Consider the following 23,603-nt stretch of genomic DNA (forward strand, 5'->3'; position numbering starts at 1 on the left):
GATGTGCAAAAATAATTAAAATATTCATTGTCTTTCTCCTTTAATATATATTTCAAGCATACTTTTTATGGTACTTTTAATAGTTTCATTATCAAGTTCGTTTCCAATTAGGCTTCCCGCTATAATTGCCAGTCCTGAAATAAAACTCCAAAAGTGAAGCAGTGACTCGGTTTCACTATTTGTAAAGTTTTCCTCTTTTCTAAGTAAAATAACCACTTCTTTAAATTTGGAAAACCCCGGAAAATCAGAGGTGTCTGAAATTGTTTTATCAGTAAATTTCATATACTTAAACGGAAATTTGATAAATAATGCCTCAAAGAAATTCGGATACTTTTTGGAAAAATTTATAAGATTATCACCCATTTGAATAAGCTGGTCTACTGCATGTCGGCTTGCATCCACATCCTTAATAAGCTCATCGCCAAGAAGTGTGGATATATGCTTTAATACTGTATTTAAATAATTTTCCTTGTTCTCAAAATGTCGGTAAGGTGTTCCATGGGTAACGCCACAGGACTTTGCTACAGTTCTAAGCGATATACTGTCAATGCCGTTTTTCTTTATCTCCTCTACCCCTGTTAAAATAAGGTTTTCCTTTAATTTTTCAGTATCTCTTTTCATATATTTCCTTTCTAAAAGTATACACTGTCTACAATAAAAGTATACGTTGTCTACTTTTATTGTCAAGAGGAAATATGTATTTAGGAACAGATTTTATAGAATTAAAAGTAATTATGATATAATATATTCAATATAAGAGAGAATAAAAACTATAAATATGGAGGAATATTATGCTTAGAGTGTGGTTTGGTGATAGAGATAATGTAATATATAAGAAAAACATTATCATAATTGGGGAAGCATGAAGTACAATTACTGAAGATAATACTTCTGCCTAAGCTAAAGATAATGAGAGCACAGAAGAGAGTTTTAAGGATTGATAAACAATAAGAAGTTGTGGAGGCAAAATTATGAATTCTTGGCACGATATTAAAACGCAAGAAGATATTGATTTGTTAATGTCTGTTTATGGTGACTTTCATGATGCTTGTATTGTGTCACTTAACTTTCAGAGTGGGGTTTTCGTTGATGATAATATGGCAATGCATTTTGGTGGTGCAGAAGAAAGGATATTATCTGTGAAATTTCAACGCCAATGGAGACCGAAAACAATAGAAGTTCAGTTTGTAGGTTTGCGTCAGATGCATTTGGTTGGCTGGCAAGATAATTATTCATGTGATATTTTGAGTGCAAATTTGGCTTTTCACGATAATTTACTACCTGGAAATCCTCATAGAGTAATAATATGGTCGGACACGGATTTCTTTCATGTTGAGAAAATAGATAATTCCATTCATGAGCCGGCAGATACATATATCGTAGCAAATTTTTTAAGGTGGAGAATTGCAGAGGAGTAGACAAACTTCAGTTTGCTAGTCTGGGTAAATTTGAATTTGAGGGGGGTATTTTTGTGTCAACAATTAAAATTGAAAATCTTAGTTTCTCATATTATGGCTATGAAAAACCTGTATTTGAAAATGTATCATTTTCATTTGATACAAACTGGAAAACAGGGTTAATAGGAAGAAACGGAATTGGAAAATCAACACTATTTAAGCTACTTCTAAACCAAGAAGTTTATAGTGGGAAAATCAGCAAAAGTGTTGACTTTATTAAATTTCCACCCAATTTAAGTGATACTTCAAAATTAGGGATTGAGTTATATAAAGAACTAATATCAGATGAGGAAGAATGGAAATTATTTAGAGAACTTAATTTGCTAAATGTAGATGAGAGTCTTGTTTACAGAAAGTTTGAAACGCTTTCTAAAGGAGAACAAACAAAAATCCTTTTAGCTATTTTGTTTACAGGAGAAGATGGTTTTTTACTTATAGATGAACCGACAAACCATTTAGATATGGACGGAAGAAAAATTGTCAGTGAGTATCTGAAAAATAAACAAGGTTTTTTGCTTGTATCTCATGATAGAGATTTTTTAGATGGTTGTATCAATCATGTTATTTCCATTAACAGGAATTCTATTGATGTCCAATCAGGAAATTTTACATCGTGGTATGAAAATAAATTGATGAAAGACCAATTTGAGATTAGTCAAAATGAGAAATTAAGAAAAGATATTAAACGATTAAAAGAAGCTGCAAGACAAAGCCAAATTTGGTCCGATAAAATTGAAAATACTAAAAACGGTGTGAAAGTATCAGGTGTAAAACCGGACAAGGGACATATAGGTCATCAGTCTGCTAAGATGATGAAAAAATCTAAGAATTTGGAGAATAGACAAAATAAGGCAATAGAAGAAAAACAGAATTTACTAAAAGATATTGAAACAAGGGAAAGTCTATTATTGAATACTTTAGATCATCACAAAAACCCTCTAATATCAGTTTGCGATTTATCATTATATTATGGAGAAAGACAGATATTAAGTAATATAAGTTTTGATATAAAGCAAGGTGATATAGTGGCTATATATGGGGGTAATGGTAGCGGAAAATCGACCTTGATTAAAATTTTATTAGGGTTACATCACGAGTATTCAGGTGATGTAAAATTAGCAAGTGATTTAAAAATATCATATATTCCTCAGGATACATCAAATTTAACGGGTAGTCTAAATGAGTATATTAAAAGCCAAGGTGTTGATGAAATATTGTGTAAAACAATTCTTAGAAAATTAGATTTTGCAAGGGAACTATTTGAAATGGATATGAAGAACTATAGCGATGGACAAAAAAAGAAAGTTTTAATTGCTGTAAGCTTATCAAAGCTGGCTCATATATTTGTTTGGGACGAACCGCTGAATTATATAGATGTAATATCAAGAATACAGATTGAGGAAATTATAAAAAGAGCAAATCCTACACTTGTATTTGTGGAACATGATAAGAGGTTTGTAGAAGATATAGCGAATAAAATAATACGATTATAAACTAAATAACAATTTTTAAGTTATAGCTAAGTGTAATCAGAAAGTTTTATTTTTGGGAAAATACGGAGGTAGGGTAGAAGTGGATAATAAATGGCTAAATAGAGGTTTATATGTGAACAAGATATTTTTATCCAAAAAAATTCCAAGTGGCAATTATCTAAAGAGATTACCGGTAATATCAAATCTAAAAAAATAGGTGGACTGGAATTAACTAAACCTGTCACAATTTTTGTTGGAGAGAACGGAGTTGGAAAATCTACACTGATAGAAGGATTAGCAGTGGCAATGGGGTTTAATGCAGAAGGTGGAAGTGTAAATTTCAGTTTTTCCACTAAAGAATCACATTCAAATCTTCATGAATATATTACAGTGAGTCGAGGGTGGAGAAAACATAAAGATGGTTTTTTCTTACGAGCGGAAAGTTTCTATAATGTAGCATCAAATATTGATGACTTGGATAACGGTTCGGGTGGTTTACCAATTATATTAAGCTATGGTGGAGTTTCTTTGCATGAACAATCACATGGAGAAAGTTTTATGGCATTGGTAGAAAATAGATTTTCTGGAAACGGATTATATATATTAGATGAACCTGAGGCTGCATTATCACCAATGAGACTTATGGAATTGATATGTTATATAAAAAAATTAGTAGATAATAATTCTCAATTTATAATTTCTACACACTCACCTATACTTATGACATTTCCGGATGCAGAAGTTATTGAAATAACTCAAGAAGAAATAAAATCAGTTGACTACAAGGAAACAGAATATTTTTTAATAACAAAGAGATTTATGGATTCTCCAGAACAGATGATAAAAAATTTGTTAGACTAAATTTGATTTATATTTGAGGAGGAATATATAAAATGGTAGGAAGAATATATCATGTTGGATTAACTGTTTCTGATTTAGATCGCTCAATAGCATTTTACAATGACATTCTTGGACTTGAATTCCAAGGAGAAATCATGATGACCGGTGAGGAGACAGACAAGCTGTTTCAAAGAAAGAATTGTAAAGCGAGAGTTGCTTATCTGAACGGCTCTAGGTCAGTTGAAGCCCCACCAATCGAACTGATTCAATTTGTTGAACTTAGAAAGTTATAATTTTCTATGAGATGAAGCCTATAAAACTTGTATGTATATTGTAGGGTATGAAAAGAAATCTTCCTCTATACTAAAATAAACCGAAAGAAAGGGGGAATCAAAGTGAATATTATCAAGTCGTTTAACAATACGATTGATTATCTTGAAACAGTTCTTGATGATGAAATTTACGAAAAGAAAGTAACTCAGTTATCCGGATATTCGTATTCAATGTTCAGTCGCTTGTTTTCCATTCTGACTGAAACAACACTCTCAGAATATTTAAGAAGCAGAAGATTGACAGAAGCAGCCGTTATATTAAGAGATACGGATGATAAGATTATTGATGTTGCTTTCAAATTCGGATACGAGTCATCAGATTCATTTGGAACAGCATTTAAGAATTTTCATGGATTTACTCCCTCTGAGGTAAGAAATGGGAAACCGTTCAAATTAGTATCACGAGTGCAATTAACACTCAGTGTAAGAGGAGGAAGAAGTATGAATATTACAATTCAAAAGAAAAAAGCATTTGCAGTTGCAGGTGTAAATGAACAAAGCATCAATTCATCATTATGTCCAAGTGTATGGAATAAGCTATATAAAAAATATAGCTACGATGAACTTGCAAGTTTGGGAAGCGGTCAAAGTATGGGCGTTTGTCATGATATAGAAAATCCAAGCAAAATAAACTACATGGCAGGCTATATTGTTAATGATGTAGACAAAGCCATAAGCATGGGTTTAGATGTTTTGGAAGTGGAAGAAGCAGAGTATGCCGTTGTAGAGTTAATAGGAAGTGTTCCGGATTGCATTCATAACGGGTGGAAATATGCGATGGAAGTATTCTTCCCTGAGCATGAATATGTTCATTCAGGAAAACCTGACTTTGAATATTATTACGAAGGTGATATGGATAGTAAAGACTATAAAATGGAACTTTGGATTCCTATAACTAAAGCTTAAAAAAAACGGTATGTCTAAACCATCGAATAGTGTAAAAACAAAGCACATAACTTTAAGATTATAGAATCTTTCAGATATGTGCTTTTTCTGTATTCAGTAATTTTGTTGGAAAAGTTTTTCTACAGGCCGGGACTAAAATATGGACTGAATATAAAAAGTACAGTAAAATCTATATTAGAAATGTTTCTGGGAAATATTCCGGGAGGGGAACTAAAGGATGAAGATAGATATTGTTAAAACGAAAGAGTAATACAATTCATTGTCCTCAGATATGCTATGTGACTGTGATTATTGCAAATTGTACTATGTTAAGTCACGAAAAGAATTTTCGGAATGATAATTCATATTATGTTGGAGATTTTAACATAAAGATTGCAGATTCACACCCATATACCGGAATTAGTGATGAGCATTTTGTGCTGGAAGTAATCCCTATGAATTCTATGAAATTATCTATTAACTGATAATTTAGGTTTGTAGAAATAAAGTATATAAATTTACGGAGGTAAAGGAAATGAAAAAAATAAGAGAAATGTCGGTTTACTTAATAGTGATAACCTTAGCTTTTTATGTGTTGCCTGTTTTCATTAATGATACAGGAACCGGTATATTCTTCTTACTTATTTTAACTCCGATTATTTGTTTTGTAACTTCTATCATTTATGGAATTAGACATTCTTTTAACTTGATATTTTTATTGCTAATTATGGCACTCTTTATTCCGACCATATTTATATTTTATAATGAAAGTGCAGCTGTTTATGTATTAATATACGGTATAATTGCAACAATAGGAAATCTTTTGGGAAGCTTAATTAAAAAAATTAGTAATTAAGAAATCTCTGTTTGATAAGCAGGGTAATTAGAATTTAGTGTGGTTCAATAAGAGAGAATAAAAAACTATAGATATGGAGGAATATTATGCTTAGAGTGTGGTTTGGTGATAGAGATAATGTAATATATAATACATCGGTATATTTTAGAAACAGATATAAAGACGGTTGGATTACAGATGAATTTGCAAAAGCTGCTATTAAAGATATTGACAGATCTGAAGTATTGGATGCAAATACTATTCAAAGCCCTGTTTTGGGACAAATTCCGCCGGATAAACTGTCAGGTGGTGTAAAGGCTTTGATTCTTATGAAAAATGAACCGGGTAAGACGTTTAATGCATCCAACTGTGGAGATAATTGCTCAAAATGGATACTGAAGCTTGGTAAAGAACAGGATTTCACGATAGCCCTATATCATATAATGGATTTTGGAAAGGAAGATTTTGAAATCCGTATTTTAAATGATAGAAAACTAATAGTGCATAATATGAGAGAGTTTTTAGATGCAGCGGATAAATATCTTAAGGAGAATATGCAGTAATGATTGGTAGGGTAAGTATTAAGATAAGCAATCAAAGAAACTCTTATAAATTCACACTAAATCGGAATATTACTATTCTTCGTGGAGACAGCGGCACAGGAAAGACCACATTGTATGATATGATTAGAGATTACAACAATCTGGGAAAAGAAAGCGGAGTAAAGATTAGCGGTGGTAATATAGTAACGTTAGAAGGGAAAAATTGGGAAGACGAACTTGATAAGTTGAGTAACTCTGTTGTAGTGATTGATGAAGGAAGCAAGTTTGTTTTTTCAAAGGAATTTGCAAGCAAGGTAAAGGGTTGCAATAATTACTTCCTAATAATAACAAGAAGTTACCTTTCACAGTTGCCATATAGTGTGGATGAAATATATCGTATTAAGGGTACCGGAAAGAACAAAGAATTTGAGAGAGTTTATACTGATATTGATAAATTTTATGATAATCCTGATCCAAATAGATTTCCATTCAGGCCGGATATTATTATTACAGAAGACAGCAAGTCCGGATATGAGTTTTTCTTAGAAACTATAAAAAACACATATATAAAATGTGAAGCAGCAGGAGGAAAGTCTAAAATTAAAGGACTTTTGAAAAAATATAAGAATTTTAATATCATTATTGTAGCAGATGGTGCTGCTATTGGGTGTGAGATGGAGAGCCTTGTAAAAGAACAAGAACTCAGTTATGGTAAGCTGGCATTATTTTTGCCGGAGTCCTTTGAATGGCTGATTTTAAAATCCGGTATATTTGGAGATAGCACAGGAATAACAGAGACCTATATTTATGCTGACAGTAAAAAATATGAGAGTTGGGAACAGTATTTTACAGATTTATTGATGAAATTAAGTGAAAAGGATTCTTATAAGAAATATAGTAAAGTAAAATTACCTTTATACTACATACAGCCGGACATAAGGGAAAAAATAATGATGCAGATTCCACATATTAAGTTGGATAAGTAAAGCGTAATATGAAAAGAAATAAATTGTAGTTACTATTGTTTATGATACTTTTTTATCCTTAATTTGAAAATTTAGTACGTAAATAACAAGACATCTTTTAGTATGCTTATTAAAAAAAGTGATTAAGAAATTCCGGTTTACTGGTCCGGGTAAATTTGAAGTTGTGGGAGAGGTGAAGATGGATTTCAATAAGATGATTCTGGAGTTATCAGTTTTTGATATTAATAAAACAAAAAAATTTTATAATAGATTAGGGTTTAAAATAGAATATGAACGCAATGATGAAAGATTTGTTTTCATGTCTTTTCAAGATAGTCAGTTTATGTTTGAACAAATTCATGATGATGGGTGGAACACGGGCGAATTAAGTTATCCATTGGGAAGAGGTATAAACTTTTCAATAGCAGTCGAAGATGTTGAAGAACTTTATAAATTAGTGAAAACTCTAAATTTTGAAATATATAGAGAATTAACAAGAAATAAATATCAAGTTAATGGGGCAGAAGAAACACAAATTGAGTTCTTAATACAAGATCCCAATGGATATTTATTAAGATTTACAAACTGATAACTCCCGTTTTGCTAAGTCCGGTAATTAGAATTTAAAAAATCTAATTATAAAAACAATAAGGGACATATAAAATATGAAATTGAAATTAGAAAATATTGAATCGAAAAGAACTCAAGAACTGGCAAATTCAATCAGAGCATACAACAGATCCAATAGAGAACTGTCTAAAAGCGAACCACTTAATATTTATTTGGAAGATGAACAGGGGAATTTAGTTGCGGGAATGGTAGCGGAGACTTTCGGGAATTGGCTTGAGATTGAATATCTGTATGTCAGTGATGATTTACGTGGACAAGGAATAGGCTCAAAGATCTTAGAAATGGCGGAAAATGAGTCAAGAAATAGAGGCTGTAAGTATTCATTTGTGGATACTTTCAATTTTCAAGCACCGAAATTTTATGAAAAACATGGTTATAAAGAGGTGTTTGCATTGAAAAATTATCCTTATACAGGGGAGAGATACTATTATACAAAAGAGTTGTGATTTGAAATGCAGTTTGGAAGAGGATTGTTTACTATGATAAACAGTATAGCTAAATCATGGTTTACCAAGGTTAGTGAATTTTTAGTTGTTATGGAGGTAAGTAAAATAATGAAAACATATCAGGATATAAACAAAGAAACTATTGACAGATGGGTTGAGGAAGGTTGGGAATGGGGGAAACCAATTTCACATGATGCATATATCAGTGCAAAAAATGGAGAATGGAAAGTTTTTCTTACTCCTACATTTCCGGTTCCACATGAGTGGCTGGGAGATTTAAAAGGAAAGAAAATCTTAGGTTTAGCATCAGGTGGAGGTCAGCAAATGCCTATATTTAATGCTTTAGGGGCAGAATGTACTGTGCTTGATTATTCTTCAAAGCAAATAGAAAACGAATTTTTAGTTGCTGAAAGAGAGGGCTATAATATTAAAGCAATTGAAGGTGATATGACAAAAATTTTGCCTTTTGAAAATGAAACTTTTGATATAGTGTTTCATCCTGTTTCAAACTGTTATGTTGAAGATGTGCAACATGTTTTTAACGAAGCATATAGAGTTCTGAAAAAGGGTGGAATTCTTCTTGCAGGTTTAAATAATGAGATAAACTACATTGTGGATGACGAAGAAAAAGAAATTGTTTGGAAAATGCCTTTTAATCCATTAAAAGATAAAGTGGCTAAAGAATATATGATTAAAGGAAATTCAGGAATTCAGTTCTCTCACAATATAACTGAGCAGATAGGTGGACAATTAAAGGCAGGGTTTACTCTGCTTGATATATATGAAGATACAAACGGTTCTGGTAGGTTGCATGAAATGAATATTAAAACATATATTGCAACTAAATCAGCTAAATTATCGAAATAGATAAATTTGAATTTTAGGAGATGTTGGTATGGATTTTAATAATTTGATTCCTGAATTATCAGTTTTTGATATTCTTCAAACTAAAAAATTTTACAAAGAATTAGGATTTAAAATAGAGTACGAACGACAGAAAGAGAAATTTATTTTCATGTCTTTTCAAGATAGTCAGTTTATGTTTGAACAAATTCATGATGATGGGTGGAACACGGGCGAATTAAGTTATCCATTGGGAAGAGGTATAAATTTTTCAATAGCAGTCGAAGATGTTGAAGAACTTTATAAATTAGTGAAAACTATAAATTTTGAAATATATAGAGAACTAACAATAAATAAATATCAAGTTAATGGGGCAGAAGAAACACAAATTGAGTTCTTAATACAAGATCCCAATGGATATTTATTAAGATTTACAAACTGATAAATTCCGTTTTGTCGAGCTAATACCTTTTAACGATAACCTTAAGCTATCATTAAAAGTTAATGGATATGTTTCCACATACGAACACAACTACTTGACATACTTAGTGTTCACTCGTTTCATATGGAATGCGTAACACTGCTTGTACGAGCAACGAAGTAGCGTAGTAGATGTAACCTCTCTTGTAAAGATTTCCTACAGTCAGAGAGTGGGGTGAAATAGTCTACTGAAAGCATAGAACATAGACAAAAAGCGAAATAGTGAAAATCATTAATTTAAGCAGTGTAGAAATTTTATTTTTTGTAGAAGAAGGAGAAGTTGAGACAGTATGGGTAAAAAAGTAGTAATTATTGGAGCAGGTGTTTCGGGGTTGAGTGCTGGAATATATGCATTGCAGGCTGGATATTCAGTAGAAATATATGAAAAAAACAAAATGCCTGGAGGTGAGTGTACAGGGTGGAACAGGCAAGGATATCATATAGATAATTGTATACATTTTCTTGTTGGATGCAATAAGGATGAACAACTATATAAAATGTGGGAAAATCTAGGAGTTATTTCTGATAGTTTGAAGATCTATCGTGAGCCATATTTTTATTGTATGAATATGGATGGAATAACACTACATTTGTGGAGCGATTTAGAGAAGGCAAGAAAAGAGTTTTTAGAGCTTGCTCCGGAAGATTACAAAGAATTAAATTTGTTTTTTGACTGTGCCAAAACCTTAGAGTGTGTAAAGCCACCGTGCGATTATTCGATTGCTCATATGAATCCTTTGCAATTTATAAAACTAGGAATGAGCATGAAAGATGCAAGTAAAGCAATTAAGGAATATGGAAAGCAGTCGATTGAGGAGTTTGTCAATCGCTTTAAGAATCATTACATTAGAGCAATGTTTAAAAATTACTTTAATAGCAATTTTAACGCTCTTTCCCTTGTTGCATCATATGCTTTTTTTACAAGCAACACAGCAGCTATACCAGAAGGAGGTTCTGTTGGATTGGTTGGTAGAATGCTTGCTAAATTTGAATCCCTAGGTGGGAAGTTGCATCTAGGTATTAATATTGTAAAAATAAATATTGTAGATAGTCAAGTTGTTAGTATTCTGGGTAATAATGGAGAGGTAATCAAATCAGATAACTATATTTGGTGTGCAGACCCACATTATCTTTTCTATGACTTAATTGATGAAAAATATTTAGATAAAAATCTTAGGTACATGTATGATAATCCACAGGGCTATGTTTCTAATACATGTTATCAGGTTGCATTTGGAATATCTACTGAGGAAGATTTGAAATTACCTAAAGGAAGCATTATTTTCCCTTGTGATGAATATGATGTTGCAGGGGAAACGCACAATTTTTGTGGAATGCGAGTTTTTGATTATGATGAGACACTATTTCCAATGGAAAAGAGAGTCATTCAATGTAATATTTTACAAAATGATGAAAATTATGCCTATTGGTTTGGACTAAAAAATAATATTAGCTTATACAATCAAGAAAAACAGCGTCTTGCAGATGACTTGAGATTAAGAATTGAAAAAAAGTATCCACAGCTTGAAGGGAAACTCATCGTAATTGGAACATATTCTCCAGTTACATTTACAACTTGGTGTAATGCATATAAAGGGGGTTACATGAGTTTTAATCCACAGAAAGGATATAAAAACAAGTATGTTAAGAGCACTATTAAAGGTTTAAATAATTTATACCTTGCAAGTCAATGGATTCAAACTGGTGGAGGACTTCCTATTGCTGCAGCAAGTGGAAAGTTTGCTATAGATAATATGAAATCTCATAGATAAATTCCATGTTTGCTAAGTCCGGTAATTAGAATTTAAAAAATCTAATTATAAAAACAATAAGGGACATATAAAATATGAAATTGAAATTAGAAAATATTGAATCGAAAAGAACTCAAGAACTGGCAAATTCAATCAGAGCATACAACAGATCCAATAGAGAACTGTCTAAAAGCGAACCACTTAATATTTATTTGGAAGATGAACAGGGGAATATAGTTGCGGGAATGGTAGCGGAGACTTTCGGGAATTGGCTTGAGATTGAATATCTGTATGTCAGTGATGATTTACGTGGACAAGGAATAGGCTCAAAGATCTTAGAAATGGCGGAAAAGGAGTCAAGAAATAGAGGCTGTAAGTATTCATTTGTTGATACTTTTAATTTTCAAGCACCGAAATTTTATGAAAAACATGGTTATAAAGAGGTATTTGCATTGAAAAAATATCCCTATACAGGGGAGAGGTACTATTATACAAAAAAGTTGTGATTTGAAATGTAGTTTTGAATTGGATTATTTACTATTATAAATATTATAGATAAATCAGTATTTATAGAGGAGGGATGATGAAAGATATCAGACCGGATTTTAAAGATATAAAATCATTTGAAGAATTTAACAGATATTATTGGTATCGAGAAGAACTTTCACAAATTTGTAAATATCTTGGGCTGGAATATAGATGCACAAAGCAAGAACTGAACTTAATTATAGAACAATTTTTTAAGGGAAATAGAGTGGAAAAATCTATAAGGAAAGTAAACAAAAATCAAACTGAATCGATAAATTTAAATACGCCATTGCTTGAATGTGGATTTTCCTTTAACCAAAAATTTAGAGATTATTTTTCTGCTGTAACAGGTGTTAATCCATTTAAATTTAATGCTGATATGGCAACAGCTTGGAGGAAAGTAAAAGCCGAAAATGATTTAAGCTTTACAATACAAGATATGCTGAAAGTATATTATGGTGAATCAGATTACGCTAAGTATGATAATTCAGCTTGTCAATGGAATCAGTTCCTAAAAGATTTTTGTTTAGATGAATGTAGCAATAATTATTCTGATAAGTTAAAAGCTGCAGCTACCCTTTGGAAAGAAGTTAGAGACTCAAAAAATGAAAAAGTTTATTCAAGGGAACTTTTAAAAAAATATGAAGACAAAATAGAGGAGTACTTAAAGTAAATAAATCTGATTTTAAGAGTTTGAAAGGGGGTATACAGACATTGATGAATTTTATGAAGAGAAATAAATTTTATTTACTGCTTATTATGATGGCTTGCATATGCTGGGGTTGTAAGAGTAAAAATATGAATACCGTCACAAATGAGGAAGCAGAAAGCACAATTGTTGAAAATAGTAATGATACAAAAACAAATGATAATGAGAGCAAGGAAGAAAACACTGAGGAAAGTACCGTACAGCTTTCAGATTTTATAAATCCCGAAGGGAATACAGTTTTTACCCGTTTTATCACTCCAAAGGGATATAAAAGGGCGGAAGCGGCTGAGGGAAGCTTTGCAGATTTTATAGGTAATTATCCGCTTGAGCCTGACGGTACTCCTGTTTATTACTTTGACAAAAGAGAAAAAGGCGGAGAAGGTCACGTCGCAGTATTTTCTATGGAAGTGGCGGAAGAAGACTTGCAGCAGTGTGCAGACAGTATTATGAGAATATATGCTGAATATCTGTATAAGAGCGGTAGACATGATAAAATCAGTTTTCATTTTGTAGACGGCTTTGTATGCGATTATAATCACTGGAAACAGGGGTATAGAGTGAAGTTTTCGAATGATAAGCCATATTGGGAGAAGGTTGCAGATTCCGATGATAGTGAGGAAACTTTCAAAAAATATTTGCGTATTGTTTTTTCTTATTCGTCCACTCTGTCTATGGAAAATGAATCAACACCTGTATATATATCAGAGCTTAAAGTAGGAGATATTTTTATAAAGGGTGGAAGTCCGGGACATGTGGTGATGGTAGCAGATATCTGTGAAAATGAAGCCGGAGAAAAGGCGTTTTTACTTGCACAGGGATTTATGCCTGCTCAAAGCTTTCATATAATTAAAAATCCTGCTCACAGTGAGGACCCATGGTATTATGAAAGTGAGATAAGATATCCATTTATAACACAGAGCTATACATTTGATGAAGGCAGCCTTAAGAGGCTTAATTATTTAGATTAGCAGTAAGTGAGGGTAAAAGCATTACATACTAATTATATAGTATATGTCTATTTCAATGTGAAATAAGTATTTTCAAATAGCAAATTTAAAAAGGTCGAAGTAGACTATATCTGCCTTTTTGAATGTCTAGGAGTTTGTATACATGTATAGTATACTCTATTTTAATTTTTAAGAATATGGTAAGATAGATTGATTAAGGGTTTAAATAATATTATAGAATTTAAATAGGATGGAGAATAAATAATGGCCGGAAAAAATAATACAAATATAGGTTTTGAAAAGCAAATTTGGGATGCCGCTTGCGTTCTGTGGGGACATATACCTGCAGCAGAATATAGGAAGGTTATTGTAGGTCTTATTTTTCTTCGCTATATATCAAGTGCGTTTGAAAGACGTTATGATGAATTGGTAAAAGAAGGTGATGGATTTGAAAATGATAGAGATGCATATGCAGAAGAAAATATTTTCTTTGTGCCTGAGGAAGCTCGTTGGAGTAAAATTGCATCTGAAGCTCATACACCTGAAATCGGTACAGTAATTGATGATGCTATGAGAGCCATTGAAAAAGAGAATACGACACTTAAGAATGTTTTACCTAAAAACTATGCTAATCCTGATTTGGATAAAAGAGTACTTGGAGAAGTTGTAGATTTATTTACGAATGAAGTGAAAATGGACGGGACAGAGGCAAGTAAAGATTTACTGGGCAGGACATATGAATATTGTATTGCTCAGTTTGCAGCATATGAGGGGACAAAGGGAGGAGAGTTTTATACACCTTCAAGTATTGTAAAAACAATTGTGGCTATACTGAAGCCATTTGATAATTGCCGAGTATATGATCCCTGTATGGGAAGTGGTGGCATGTTTGTGCAGAGTGAAAAGTTTGTACAGGCTCACAGTGATAACAGGGGAAATATTTCTGTTTATGGACAGGAATCAAATGCAGATACATGGAAGATGGCAAAAATGAACATGGCGATAAGAGGAATTGATGCAAACTTCGGTGCTTACCACGCAGATACATTTTTCAACGATCTTCATAAGACTTTAAAGTCGGATTTTATTATGGCAAATCCACCGTTTAATCTTTCAAATTGGGGTGCAGAAAAATTAAAAGATGATGTCAGATGGAAATATGGAATGCCACCGGCAGGAAATGCAAACTATGCCTGGATACAGCATATGATTCATCATTTAGCACCGAACGGTAAAATAGGATTAGTACTTGCCAATGGCGCATTATCATCTCAAACTTCAGGAGAGGGAGAAATAAGAAAGAGAATCATAGAAGATGATTTAGTTGAAGGTATTGTAGCTTTACCTACACAGCTTTTTTATAGTGTAACTATTCCTGTAACATTGTGGTTTATTACTAAGAATAAAAAGCAAAAAGGAAAGACTCTATTTATTGATGCCAGAAAAATGGGTTATATGGTTGATAGAAAACATAGAGACTTCACAGAAGGAATACAGGAAGACGGAAGCCTGGGAGATATTGATTTATTAGCAAAAACATTTGAAGATTTTCAAAATGGAATATTGGAAGAGAAAAAAGGATTTTCGGCTATTGCTACAATAAAAGATATAGCAAAGCATGACTATATCTTAACTCCAGGTCGATATGTGGGGATTGAAGAACAGGAAGATGACGGAGAGCCTTTTGAAGAAAAGATGACAAGGCTGACCTCAGAGCTGTCAGATATGTTTAAAAAGTCTCATGAGTTGGAAGAGGAAATTCGTAAGAAACTGGGGGCGATTGGGTATGAAGTGTAAGTGGCAAATAAAGAAGTTGTCAGAGATTGTAGATTTTAATCCTCGTGAGTCATTGCCAAAAGGAAGAATTGCTAAAAAGATTGGAATGGATAAATTACAACCGTTTTGCAGAGATATTATGTCATATGAAAATGAACCGTTTACAAGTGGGACTAAATTCCGTAATGGCGATACTATTATGGCAAGAATAACTCCTTGCTTAGAAAATGGGAAAATTGCCAAAGTTGATATTCTTGATGAAGGTGAAATTGGGTTTGGTTCTACAGAATATATCGTTTTTCGTGCAAAAGAAGGAATAGATACAGATTACCTGTATTATTTAGTATGTAGCTCAATTGTAAGAGAGCCGGCAATTAAATCAATGGTTGGTTCATCGGGTAGGCAACGAGTACAAACAGATGTATTAATGAATTTAGATATTAAAGTTCCTTCCGTTGAAGAACAAAAAGTAATAAGTGGAATTTTAAGAGATTTGGATGATAAAATAAAACTTAACAATACAATAAACAATAATTTAGAGCAGCAAGCTCAAGATATATTTGATAATATGTTTCCTGACATTTCAAACGGTTCTCATACCATTGGCGAGTATATTTCGCCAAAGCGTGGTAAAGGTTTGCTTTCTAAAAATGCCATTTATGGTAGTGTTCCTGTAATTGCCGGCGGATTAGAGCCTTCAACCTATCACAATGTAGCTAATACTCAATCGCCTGTTCTTGCAATTTCGGCGTCAGGTGCTAATGCAGGTTATGTAAGCCTATGGAATATTCCCATTTGGTCGTCTGACTCATCATTTATTGATAGCTCAATGACAGATGATGTTTATTTTTGGTATGTGCTTCTAAAGAAACGACAAAAAGAGATATTTGACGCACAAACAGGTTCGGCTCAACCGCATATTTACCCTCAACACATTGCTTCTATGTCAATTACAGGTTTAGATATTGAAAAAGTACATAGCTATACTTTAATTACTACACCAATTTTTGAAATGATAGGACATTACAAAGAGGAAAAAACAATATTAGCTTCAACCCGTGATGCATTATTACCCAAACTTATGTCTGGCGAACTTGATGTCTCCAACATCGAAATCTAGGCTACCAAATTATTGTTTACCAGCTATTCAGAATCAAAACTATCTTATTGCCCTACGGTCAATAAGCATCGCAAGTCTGCGACTTGCTCAATTACTGTATATCATAACTATCATAAAAATATAGAAAGGGAAGTTGCTATGACATTAGAGAATAAACTTGGCATTACTGATTCGATAGAATTAGCTAAGGCTGAAGAAAAAATCAGTAAAAAAAGAGCAATAGAACTCTTTGAAAGCGGATATTTGGATAATCTTGAACATGGAACTTTTAAATCACTAGCTGAAATACACAAATATTTATTTGATCAGATTTATGATTTCGCCGGACAAATAAGAACTGTTAATATTGCAAAAGGTAATTTCCGTTTTGCTCCGCTTATGTATTTGAGAGCATCTCTTGAAAATATCGAAAAAATGCCACAGTCAACATATGATGAAATTATAGAAAAATATGTAGAAATGAATGTTGCACACCCTTTTCGTGAGGGAAATGGCAGAAGTACAAGAATTTGGCTTGATTTGATTTTGAAAAAAGAGTTAGGTAAAGTTGTTGATTGGAGTCTTGTAGATAAGGAGGATTACCTTTCTGCTATGGAACGCAGTCCAGTTAAAACTATTGAAATCAAATATATATTAAAGCAAGCACTGACAGAAAAAATCAATGACCGTGAGATTTATATGAAAGGTATTGATCACAGCTATTATTACGAAGACTATTTTACATTTAAGACAAGTGATTTGTAACTAAAAACTTCTATCAGCGGCAGAAGTCAATTTAAAGAACAGCCGTTGCTTGTCAGTTCTCAATAAAAAAGGAGAAATGACGATGAAACAAAACTTAATAAATGATATTGTTCAAGGTATGTTGCCATATTTGAACAACGCACAAAACGAAAAGTTGCAGGAGGTTTTGCAATATGTCTTTGCAGACTATGAGCTAACAGAAAAGCAAAAACAGGGAAAAACTTCAAAGCAAAACTTTGTAGAACTGTTCTTATCGGCAAAACGCATAGAGGGTTGTTCAGAAAAGTCTCTTAAATACTACAAGGCTACGATTGAAGCTATGCTTGATGAACTACAAAAAGATGTCAAACATATAGTTACAGACGACATTAGGGGATACCTGACAGAATATCAGGAAAAGAAAAAATCAAGTAAAGTTACAATAGACAATATACGCCGTATTCTTTCAAGTTTCTTTGCTTGGTTGGAGGATGAGGACTACATACTGAAAAGTCCGGTACGACGTATACATAAAGTTAAAACCGGCACAAACATAAAAGAGACCTATTCTGATGAAGCTTTAGAACTTATGCGTGATAATTGCACAGAACTAAGAGATTTAGCAATAATAGATATTCTTGCATCAACCGGTATGCGTGTAGGTGAAATGGTGTTGCTTAACAGAAATGATATTGATTTCAACGAGAGAGAATGTATTGTGTTTGGCAAAGGCAGTAAAGAGAGAGTTGTTTATTTTGATGCAAGAACAAAGATTCACTTGCAGAATTATCTTAACAGTAGAATAGATGATAACCCGGCTCTGTTTGTATCATTGAAAGAGCCTCATAAAAGGCTGGAAATAGGTGGAGTTGAAGTAAGATTAAGGGAATATGGGAAGAAATTAGGGTTGCAAAAGGTACATCCGCACAAATTCAGGCGCACACTCGCAACTATGGCGATAGATAAAGGAATGCCCATTGAGCAACTGCAACAGCTTTTAGGGCATAGAAAAATAGACACGACCTTGCAGTATGCAATGGTAAAGCAAAGCAATGTGAAAATTGCGCATAGAAAATATATTGGATAGGGAGGGAAATGGATGTGGCTGTATGGCAGAAAATTAGACTTTGGGAGATAGTTTCGACAAATCAAAGCACGTATTCTCCAAAGGAAGATTGGAAATTTGTAAACTACTTAGATACTGGAAATATTACTATGAATCGAGTTGATGAAATACAGTATATCAATAATTTAACGGACAAATTGCCGAGTAGAGCAAGAAGAAAAGTAAAATTGAATAGTATCATTTACTCAACTGTAAGACCGAATCAGTTGCACTATGGAATTATTAAAGAACAGCCTGATAATTTTTTAGTGTCAACAGGATTTGCAGTAATTGATGTTGATTTTGAAAAAGCAGTTCCTTATTATATTTATTATGTTTTGACGCAACAAGCAATTACAGAACATTTACAAGCTATCGCGGAACAGAGTGTATCTGCCTATCCTGCTATTAAGCCTTCAGATGTAGAAAATTTAGAACTTCTTCTACCTGATAGAAAAACACAGGAAAAAATTGTAGATATTCTTAGTTCAATAGATAAGAAAATAGAACAGAATAATGATATAAACAATAATTTATCGACTTATCAGTGCAACGCATGGACAAATGTGAAGCAGAGTAGGCAGACACCGAAGACAGACGAATGCTTGCATACGGATAGTAAGGTGTCTGACAGAGGTGATAACGCGGAAACTGCGGAGCAGTTTTCTAGTCTATTAGCGGCTTAGAGGTCGATGTCAGAGACATCAATTTCTCCGGACATAAGTTTGGGTAGAAGGGTATCTCGTATAACTCTTAAGCCTTGATTTTCTTCATTGTTTTTCTCTATTAGCTCAAACATAGGCTTAACTGTTTGGTGAAATTGCTCCAACAAATCGTCAGGAGGTAAAAAAATCGGTAGGCTCTTAAAGTCAGTCTTATTAAACTTAGGTTGAGCAGAGCCACCTTTAATACCTTGGATTAGCGATTGACCATATAGCCATTTGAACCAAATATAGAGATAGTATTTCAAATTATCTTGTTCGGAACGAAGCATGATTATATTGTTACCAAGTGTCATTGGCTTTTTTAGTTTTGGACATAAGAATACGCTTCCCACATCGCCAACATTTGAGATAATTATTTCTCCTCCGTAAAGTGTTGACTTTGAAAGAAATTTATAAGAATGTTCATCTACAAATACATCAAATGAACCAGATTTTAAGTCGGTATTGCGTATAAAGTAAGCATAGTTAGATTCTTGATATAAAGTCACATTAGCTTTTAGCGACGCAAAACTACCGTTTGCAACATAGTCAGTTACAACTATTTGCAACTCACCATTTTTAAGTAATCTGAATGTATCAGGTATTAACCCAAACTGTGTTTCAATCAGATTACTTGAAGTATTAACGAAGTCAGTGAACCACTCTTTGAACAAAAGAACGGATTGCTGCTCTAAATTATTGTTTACCAGCTATTCAGAATCAAAACTATCTTATTGCCATACGGTCAATAAGCATTGCAAGTCTGTGACTTGCTCAGTTATTGTTTATTATTGAGGAGTTAAATGAAGTTTAGTGAAATAAAAGAGAACAATATCCTTCCGTTTGAAGTTGAAGATAGAGAGTTACAATTACTATTTAGCTTTTTTCTTCATAAGGCACCTACGATAGATAGTTATTTGGCTTTAAAAAGCAACAAAAATAGTCAAAAATGGAATGATTTTATTCGAGATTGGAAAAAAGAATACTACAAGTTTTATTCAAAGTTCCCCAGTGATAATAAATTGGAACAGTATAAACTTACAGAAAAAGATACGATAGGAAATAAAGACAGAGCTTTTGTTTGTGTTAAAAAGGACAAAAAGGACAAAAAGGAAAGTGATTATGAGTGTTTTGTAAGACATCTTAGGAATGCCATTGCACATGGATATGTTTTTATGAAAAAACAAAAGAATAGAATATTTGTATTGCTTGAGGACTACAATAAGAATGGAAATCATACGGCGATTATTTTAGTTTCAAAATCAGATTTGAAAAAATTAAAAAAAGAAATGGAGAAGGATATATAAATGTTTACCGAATCCGACTACGAAAATTCAATAATTGAATTATTTCAAAACAACCTGGAATATGAATATATATATGGTCCGGATATTGAAAGAGATTTCTATAGTCCATTATATGAAGATGTTTTGATAGATTCACTGCATCATTTGAATAGAAATTTACCTAATGATGCTATTCAGGAAGCGTTACATAAGCTCAAGAATTTTGAAAATGGTGAGCTTGTGCAGAAAAACGCTACTTTTATGGATTACCTGCAAAACGGTATAACGGTAAGATATTTTTTAGATGGGGAAGAACGTTCAGCTATTGTATACCTTGCCGACTACAAAAAGCCTGAAAATAACTCATTTATTATTGCTAACCAGTGGACTTTTATTGAAAATAGCAACAAACGTCTGGACATTATTCTGTTTTTGAACGGTCTCCCGCTTGTGTTAGTTGAACTGAAATCTCCCTCTCGTGAAGAAACGGATGCTTCAGAAGCTTACAGGCAACTACGTAACTACATGCAAGAAATTCCATCTATGTTTGTCTATAATGCCATATGTGTTATGAGCGATCAGTTGACATCGAAAGCCGGGACAATAACTTCCGGTGAAGACCGCTTCATGGAATGGAAAACAAAAGATGGTAATTATGAGAATACTCAGTATGCTCAGTTTGATACTTTCTTTGAGGGTATATTCAAAAAAGAAAGATTACTTGATATTATCAAGAACTTTATTTGCTTTTCAAATGAGGGGATTAACACCTATAAAATTCTTGCCGGATACCATCAGTATTTTGCTGTAAGAAAAGCGGTTGAGTCAACAAAACACGCTACTGTTACTGACGGTAAAGGTGGTGTTTTTTGGCATACACAAGGAAGCGGTAAATCTCTCTCAATGGTGTTCTATGCCCATTTATTACAGGAGGCATTGGATAGTCCTACTATTGTTGTACTCACTGACAGAAATGACTTGGATGATCAACTTTACGGACAGTTTGCAAAGTGTAAAGACTTTTTGAGACAAGAACCTATACAGGCGGAGAGTAGGGAAAATCTAAAAACTTTGCTTGCCGGAAGACAGGCAAACGGTATTATCTTTACTACCATGCAGAAATTTGAGGAGTCTGATGAGCCGCTTTCTGAACGTAATAATATTATAGTTATGGCAGATGAGGCACATAGGGGTCAGTATGGACTTGCAGAGAAAATTAAGATTGTAAAGAATGATGCCGGTAAGGAAGAGGCAAAGCGAGTTATCGGCACAGCAAGAATTATTCGAAATTCACTGCCTAATGCCACATATATAGGATTTACAGGTACGCCTATTTCGTCTAAAGACAGAAGCACTCGTGAGGTATTTGGAGATTATATCGATATTTACGATATGACACAGGCTGTTGAAGACGGTGCAACCAGACCGGTGTATTATGAGAGCCGTGTTATAAAGTTGAACTTGGATCAAGAGATATTGGATAAGATTGATGCAGAGTATGATTTGATGGCTCTGAATGCAGATGAAGAAGTAATTGAGAAGAGCAAAAGAGAGCTTGGTCAGATGGAAGCGGTGCTAGGAAATGATAATACCATAAATTCGCTAGTTTGTGATATTCTTGACCACTATGAAAATAACAGAGAGAATCTGCTTACCGGAAAGGCTATGATTGTAGCATATTCACGTCCTATTGCTATGAAGATTTATAAGCGGATTTTGGAACTACACCCTGATTGGAGCGAAAAGGTGGGGGTTGTTATGACATCAGGAAATAATGATCCGGAGGAATGGAGACAGATTATCGGAAACAAGCATTACAAGGATGAACTTGCAAAGAAGTTCAAAGATAACAACAGCCCTATGAAGATTGCCATAGTTGTTGATATGTGGCTTACCGGCTTTGATGTTCCATCTCTTGCTACAATGTATGTATACAAGCCGATGGCAGGTCATAATTTAATGCAGGCTATTGCTCGTGTTAATCGTGTGTTCCGTGACAAGGAAGGTGGTCTTGTTGTTGACTATGTAGGTATTGCTACAGCATTGAAACAGGCAATGAATGACTATACATCCAGGGATAAAAAGAATTATGGAGATACTGATGTATCAAAAGTTGCATATCCAAAGTTCTTGGAGAAACTGGCAGTATGTCGTGATAAATTCCACGGATATGATTATTCGAAATTTAAAAGTGGTACAGATCTGGAAAGAGCAAAGGCTATCAGTGGTGCTGTGAATTTTATTATTGGGAGAGAAAAGGTTGATGATAAATACTCATTTGTAAAAGAAGCTATTATGCTTCATCAGGCATTATCGCTATGTTCGTCATTGGTTGATGAAGATAATAGATTTGAAGCTGCTTTTTTTGAGGCGGTTAGAGTTCTCGTCATCAGACTTACTGTTACAGGTGTAGGGAAAAAGATTTCGTTACCTGAAATGAATGCAAGAATAAATGAACTTCTTAAGCAGAGTATTAAAAGTGACGGTGTTATAAATCTGTTCTCGGATATTAAAGAGGAGTTTTCTTTGTTTGATCCGAAGTTTCTTCAGGAAGTAGCTAATATGAAAGAGAAAAATCTTGCAGTAGAGCTATTGAAGAAGTTGATTGCAGAGCAGGTCTCTGTTTATCGTAGAACAAATATTGTTAAATCTGAGAAGTTTAGTGAGATTATGCAACGTTCTATTAATGCGTATCTTAATGGTATGCTGACTAATGAAGAAGTTATTGAGGAAATGCTAAAACTTGCAAAACAGATTGCAGCAGACCAAAAAGAGGGTAATAAACTTGGGCTTAATGCTGATGAGCTTGCATTTTATGACGCTTTGACAAAGCCACAAGCAATTAAAGATTTTTATGAAAATGAGGAGCTTGTCGCAATAACAAAAGAGTTGGCAGAAACCCTTAGAAAAAATAAGACGATTGATTGGCAGAAACGTGAATCCGCAAGGGCAAAAATGCGTATGCTTATTAAAAAGCTTTTGAAGAAACACAAATATCCGCCTGAGGGAATGGATGATGCCGTTCAGACAGTTATGACACAATGTGAGCTATGGACTGATAATTACAGCTTTGAAGAAAATAATAATATCTATAAATATAATATTAATACAGAAGAAGCTTTGCCGATGGTTGCGGAAGAAGGTGTGAAATATAATACGTAAATCTTAGTATCAAAATTAATATTTACATAACTATATGAAAATGGTATACTATGACTGCTACAAAA

General features: G+C 33.3%; 25 protein-coding genes. 23 read left to right on the top strand and 2 right to left on the bottom strand.

What is annotated here, in order from left to right; translation table 11 throughout:
* Positions 1-24: 24 nt before the first annotated feature.
* The gene (locus EHV10_RS09565; RefSeq protein ID WP_128674454.1) at positions 25-621 is read right to left on the bottom strand and encodes a TetR/AcrR family transcriptional regulator; all 597 of its coding nucleotides are present in this window, start codon (positions 619-621) and stop codon (positions 25-27) included.
* 350 nt (positions 622-971) lie between these two features.
* Here EHV10_RS09565 and EHV10_RS09570 point away from each other — a divergent pair, with 350 nt between their 5' ends.
* From EHV10_RS09570 to EHV10_RS09675, 21 genes are all read left to right on the top strand, one after another.
* Positions 972-1,418 (top strand): hypothetical protein, encoded by a 447-nt coding sequence (locus EHV10_RS09570; RefSeq protein ID WP_128674455.1) that lies wholly within the window; start codon positions 972-974, stop codon positions 1,416-1,418.
* A 53-nt stretch (positions 1,419-1,471) separates the two neighbouring features.
* The gene (lsa(C), locus tag EHV10_RS09575) at positions 1,472-2,950 is read left to right on the top strand and encodes an ABC-F type ribosomal protection protein Lsa(C) (protein WP_128674456.1); all 1,479 of its coding nucleotides are present in this window, start codon (positions 1,472-1,474) and stop codon (positions 2,948-2,950) included.
* Positions 2,951-3,151: 201 nt separating this feature from the next.
* Positions 3,152-3,790, top strand: coding sequence for an AAA family ATPase (locus EHV10_RS09580; RefSeq protein WP_330508535.1), 639 nt, complete (start codon positions 3,152-3,154; stop codon positions 3,788-3,790).
* A gap of 32 nt (positions 3,791-3,822) precedes the next feature.
* Positions 3,823-4,062 (top strand): VOC family protein, encoded by a 240-nt coding sequence (locus EHV10_RS09585; protein ID WP_243116117.1) that lies wholly within the window; start codon positions 3,823-3,825, stop codon positions 4,060-4,062.
* Positions 4,063-4,164: 102 nt separating this feature from the next.
* The gene (locus tag EHV10_RS09590) at positions 4,165-5,007 is read left to right on the top strand and encodes an AraC family transcriptional regulator (RefSeq protein WP_128674457.1); all 843 of its coding nucleotides are present in this window, start codon (positions 4,165-4,167) and stop codon (positions 5,005-5,007) included.
* A 514-nt stretch (positions 5,008-5,521) separates the two neighbouring features.
* Positions 5,522-5,842 (top strand): hypothetical protein, encoded by a 321-nt coding sequence (locus EHV10_RS09600; RefSeq protein WP_128674458.1) that lies wholly within the window; start codon positions 5,522-5,524, stop codon positions 5,840-5,842.
* 86 nt (positions 5,843-5,928) lie between these two features.
* Positions 5,929-6,384: a DUF4869 domain-containing protein gene (locus EHV10_RS09605; protein ID WP_128674459.1), complete on the top strand. Its 456-nt coding sequence runs from the start codon at positions 5,929-5,931 to the stop codon at positions 6,382-6,384.
* Entirely contained in the window at positions 6,384-7,349 is a 966-nt protein-coding gene (locus tag EHV10_RS09610; RefSeq protein ID WP_128674460.1) for a hypothetical protein, read from the top strand. The genes EHV10_RS09605 and EHV10_RS09610 overlap by 1 nt, the downstream gene beginning before the upstream one ends.
* A gap of 178 nt (positions 7,350-7,527) precedes the next feature.
* Positions 7,528-7,917 (top strand): bleomycin resistance protein, encoded by a 390-nt coding sequence (locus EHV10_RS09615; protein WP_128674461.1) that lies wholly within the window; start codon positions 7,528-7,530, stop codon positions 7,915-7,917.
* A 76-nt stretch (positions 7,918-7,993) separates the two neighbouring features.
* Positions 7,994-8,404 carry a GNAT family N-acetyltransferase gene (locus EHV10_RS09620; protein ID WP_128674462.1) on the top strand — a complete coding sequence of 137 codons (411 nt, stop codon included), beginning with the start codon at positions 7,994-7,996 and terminating at the stop codon, positions 8,402-8,404.
* A 108-nt stretch (positions 8,405-8,512) separates the two neighbouring features.
* The gene (locus EHV10_RS09625; RefSeq protein WP_128674607.1) at positions 8,513-9,271 is read left to right on the top strand and encodes a class I SAM-dependent methyltransferase; all 759 of its coding nucleotides are present in this window, start codon (positions 8,513-8,515) and stop codon (positions 9,269-9,271) included.
* Positions 9,272-9,299: 28 nt separating this feature from the next.
* On the top strand, positions 9,300-9,689 hold the full coding sequence (locus EHV10_RS09630) for a bleomycin resistance protein (RefSeq protein ID WP_128674463.1): 390 nt from the start codon (positions 9,300-9,302) through the stop codon (positions 9,687-9,689).
* Between the two features lie 328 nt (positions 9,690-10,017).
* Entirely contained in the window at positions 10,018-11,499 is a 1,482-nt protein-coding gene (locus EHV10_RS09635) for a phytoene desaturase family protein (RefSeq protein WP_128674464.1), read from the top strand.
* A gap of 74 nt (positions 11,500-11,573) precedes the next feature.
* Positions 11,574-11,984 carry a GNAT family N-acetyltransferase gene (locus EHV10_RS09640; protein ID WP_128674465.1) on the top strand — a complete coding sequence of 137 codons (411 nt, stop codon included), beginning with the start codon at positions 11,574-11,576 and terminating at the stop codon, positions 11,982-11,984.
* A 77-nt stretch (positions 11,985-12,061) separates the two neighbouring features.
* Positions 12,062-12,679 carry an SAP domain-containing protein gene (locus EHV10_RS09645; protein WP_128674466.1) on the top strand — a complete coding sequence of 206 codons (618 nt, stop codon included), beginning with the start codon at positions 12,062-12,064 and terminating at the stop codon, positions 12,677-12,679.
* A 44-nt stretch (positions 12,680-12,723) separates the two neighbouring features.
* On the top strand, positions 12,724-13,683 hold the full coding sequence (locus EHV10_RS09650) for a DUF4846 domain-containing protein (protein ID WP_128674467.1): 960 nt from the start codon (positions 12,724-12,726) through the stop codon (positions 13,681-13,683).
* Positions 13,684-13,926: 243 nt separating this feature from the next.
* Entirely contained in the window at positions 13,927-15,459 is a 1,533-nt protein-coding gene (locus EHV10_RS09655; protein ID WP_128674468.1) for a type I restriction-modification system subunit M, read from the top strand.
* Positions 15,449-16,558, top strand: a complete 1,110-nt coding sequence (locus EHV10_RS09660) for a restriction endonuclease subunit S (RefSeq protein WP_128674469.1) — start codon at positions 15,449-15,451, stop codon at positions 16,556-16,558. Before EHV10_RS09655 ends, EHV10_RS09660 begins: the two co-directional genes overlap by 11 nt.
* 138 nt (positions 16,559-16,696) lie before the next feature.
* Positions 16,697-17,302, top strand: coding sequence for a protein adenylyltransferase Fic (gene fic / locus EHV10_RS09665; protein WP_128674470.1), 606 nt, complete (start codon positions 16,697-16,699; stop codon positions 17,300-17,302).
* A gap of 82 nt (positions 17,303-17,384) precedes the next feature.
* Positions 17,385-18,368, top strand: coding sequence for a site-specific tyrosine recombinase/integron integrase (gene xerA, locus EHV10_RS09670; RefSeq protein WP_128674471.1), 984 nt, complete (start codon positions 17,385-17,387; stop codon positions 18,366-18,368).
* A gap of 8 nt (positions 18,369-18,376) precedes the next feature.
* Complete coding sequence (locus tag EHV10_RS09675) at positions 18,377-19,072, top strand: restriction endonuclease subunit S (protein WP_207667150.1); 696 nt, start codon at positions 18,377-18,379, stop codon at positions 19,070-19,072.
* On the opposite strand, the gene EHV10_RS09680 is transcribed toward EHV10_RS09675, so the two are convergent.
* Positions 19,069-19,764, bottom strand: coding sequence for a restriction endonuclease subunit S (locus EHV10_RS09680; RefSeq protein ID WP_158609914.1), 696 nt, complete (start codon positions 19,762-19,764; stop codon positions 19,069-19,071). The genes EHV10_RS09675 and EHV10_RS09680 overlap by 4 nt on opposite strands.
* Before the next feature lie 129 nt (positions 19,765-19,893).
* Between EHV10_RS09680 and EHV10_RS09685 the strand changes: the two genes are divergently transcribed.
* Both EHV10_RS09685 and EHV10_RS09690 read left to right on the top strand, forming a co-directional pair.
* Entirely contained in the window at positions 19,894-20,397 is a 504-nt protein-coding gene (locus EHV10_RS09685) for a HEPN family nuclease (protein WP_128674473.1), read from the top strand.
* Entirely contained in the window at positions 20,398-23,538 is a 3,141-nt protein-coding gene (locus tag EHV10_RS09690; RefSeq protein WP_128674474.1) for a type I restriction endonuclease subunit R, read from the top strand. It abuts the gene before it with no gap.
* Positions 23,539-23,603: the final 65 nt, after the last annotated feature.

Source organism: Lachnoanaerobaculum gingivalis, from assembly GCF_003862475.1.
Taxonomy (GTDB): domain Bacteria; phylum Bacillota; class Clostridia; order Lachnospirales; family Lachnospiraceae; genus Lachnoanaerobaculum; species Lachnoanaerobaculum gingivalis.

Bases quoted from the DNA above. Each gene is read 5' to 3' on its own strand.
- EHV10_RS09675 (WP_207667150.1), top strand. From the start codon at position 18,377: ATGGATGTGGCTGTATGGCAGAAAATTAGACTTTGGGAGATAGTTTCG.
- EHV10_RS09610 (WP_128674460.1), top strand. From the start codon at position 6,384: ATGATTGGTAGGGTAAGTATTAAGATAAGCAATCAAAGAAACTCTTAT.
- EHV10_RS09645 (WP_128674466.1), top strand. From the start codon at position 12,062: ATGAAAGATATCAGACCGGATTTTAAAGATATAAAATCATTTGAAGAA.
- EHV10_RS09690 (WP_128674474.1), top strand. From the start codon at position 20,398: ATGTTTACCGAATCCGACTACGAAAATTCAATAATTGAATTATTTCAA.
- EHV10_RS09660 (WP_128674469.1), top strand. From the start codon at position 15,449: ATGAAGTGTAAGTGGCAAATAAAGAAGTTGTCAGAGATTGTAGATTTT.
- EHV10_RS09605 (WP_128674459.1), top strand. From the start codon at position 5,929: ATGCTTAGAGTGTGGTTTGGTGATAGAGATAATGTAATATATAATACA.
- EHV10_RS09630 (WP_128674463.1), top strand. From the start codon at position 9,300: ATGGATTTTAATAATTTGATTCCTGAATTATCAGTTTTTGATATTCTT.
- EHV10_RS09635 (WP_128674464.1), top strand. From the start codon at position 10,018: ATGGGTAAAAAAGTAGTAATTATTGGAGCAGGTGTTTCGGGGTTGAGT.
- EHV10_RS09625 (WP_128674607.1), top strand. From the start codon at position 8,513: ATGAAAACATATCAGGATATAAACAAAGAAACTATTGACAGATGGGTT.
- EHV10_RS09685 (WP_128674473.1), top strand. From the start codon at position 19,894: ATGAAGTTTAGTGAAATAAAAGAGAACAATATCCTTCCGTTTGAAGTT.
- EHV10_RS09570 (WP_128674455.1), top strand. From the start codon at position 972: ATGAATTCTTGGCACGATATTAAAACGCAAGAAGATATTGATTTGTTA.
- EHV10_RS09655 (WP_128674468.1), top strand. From the start codon at position 13,927: ATGGCCGGAAAAAATAATACAAATATAGGTTTTGAAAAGCAAATTTGG.
- EHV10_RS09565 (WP_128674454.1), bottom strand. From the start codon at position 621: ATGAAAAGAGATACTGAAAAATTAAAGGAAAACCTTATTTTAACAGGG.
- EHV10_RS09600 (WP_128674458.1), top strand. From the start codon at position 5,522: ATGAAAAAAATAAGAGAAATGTCGGTTTACTTAATAGTGATAACCTTA.
- EHV10_RS09640 (WP_128674465.1), top strand. From the start codon at position 11,574: ATGAAATTGAAATTAGAAAATATTGAATCGAAAAGAACTCAAGAACTG.
- EHV10_RS09650 (WP_128674467.1), top strand. From the start codon at position 12,724: ATGAATTTTATGAAGAGAAATAAATTTTATTTACTGCTTATTATGATG.
- EHV10_RS09585 (WP_243116117.1), top strand. From the start codon at position 3,823: ATGGTAGGAAGAATATATCATGTTGGATTAACTGTTTCTGATTTAGAT.
- xerA (WP_128674471.1), top strand. From the start codon at position 17,385: ATGAAACAAAACTTAATAAATGATATTGTTCAAGGTATGTTGCCATAT.
- EHV10_RS09615 (WP_128674461.1), top strand. From the start codon at position 7,528: ATGGATTTCAATAAGATGATTCTGGAGTTATCAGTTTTTGATATTAAT.
- fic (WP_128674470.1), top strand. From the start codon at position 16,697: ATGACATTAGAGAATAAACTTGGCATTACTGATTCGATAGAATTAGCT.
- EHV10_RS09620 (WP_128674462.1), top strand. From the start codon at position 7,994: ATGAAATTGAAATTAGAAAATATTGAATCGAAAAGAACTCAAGAACTG.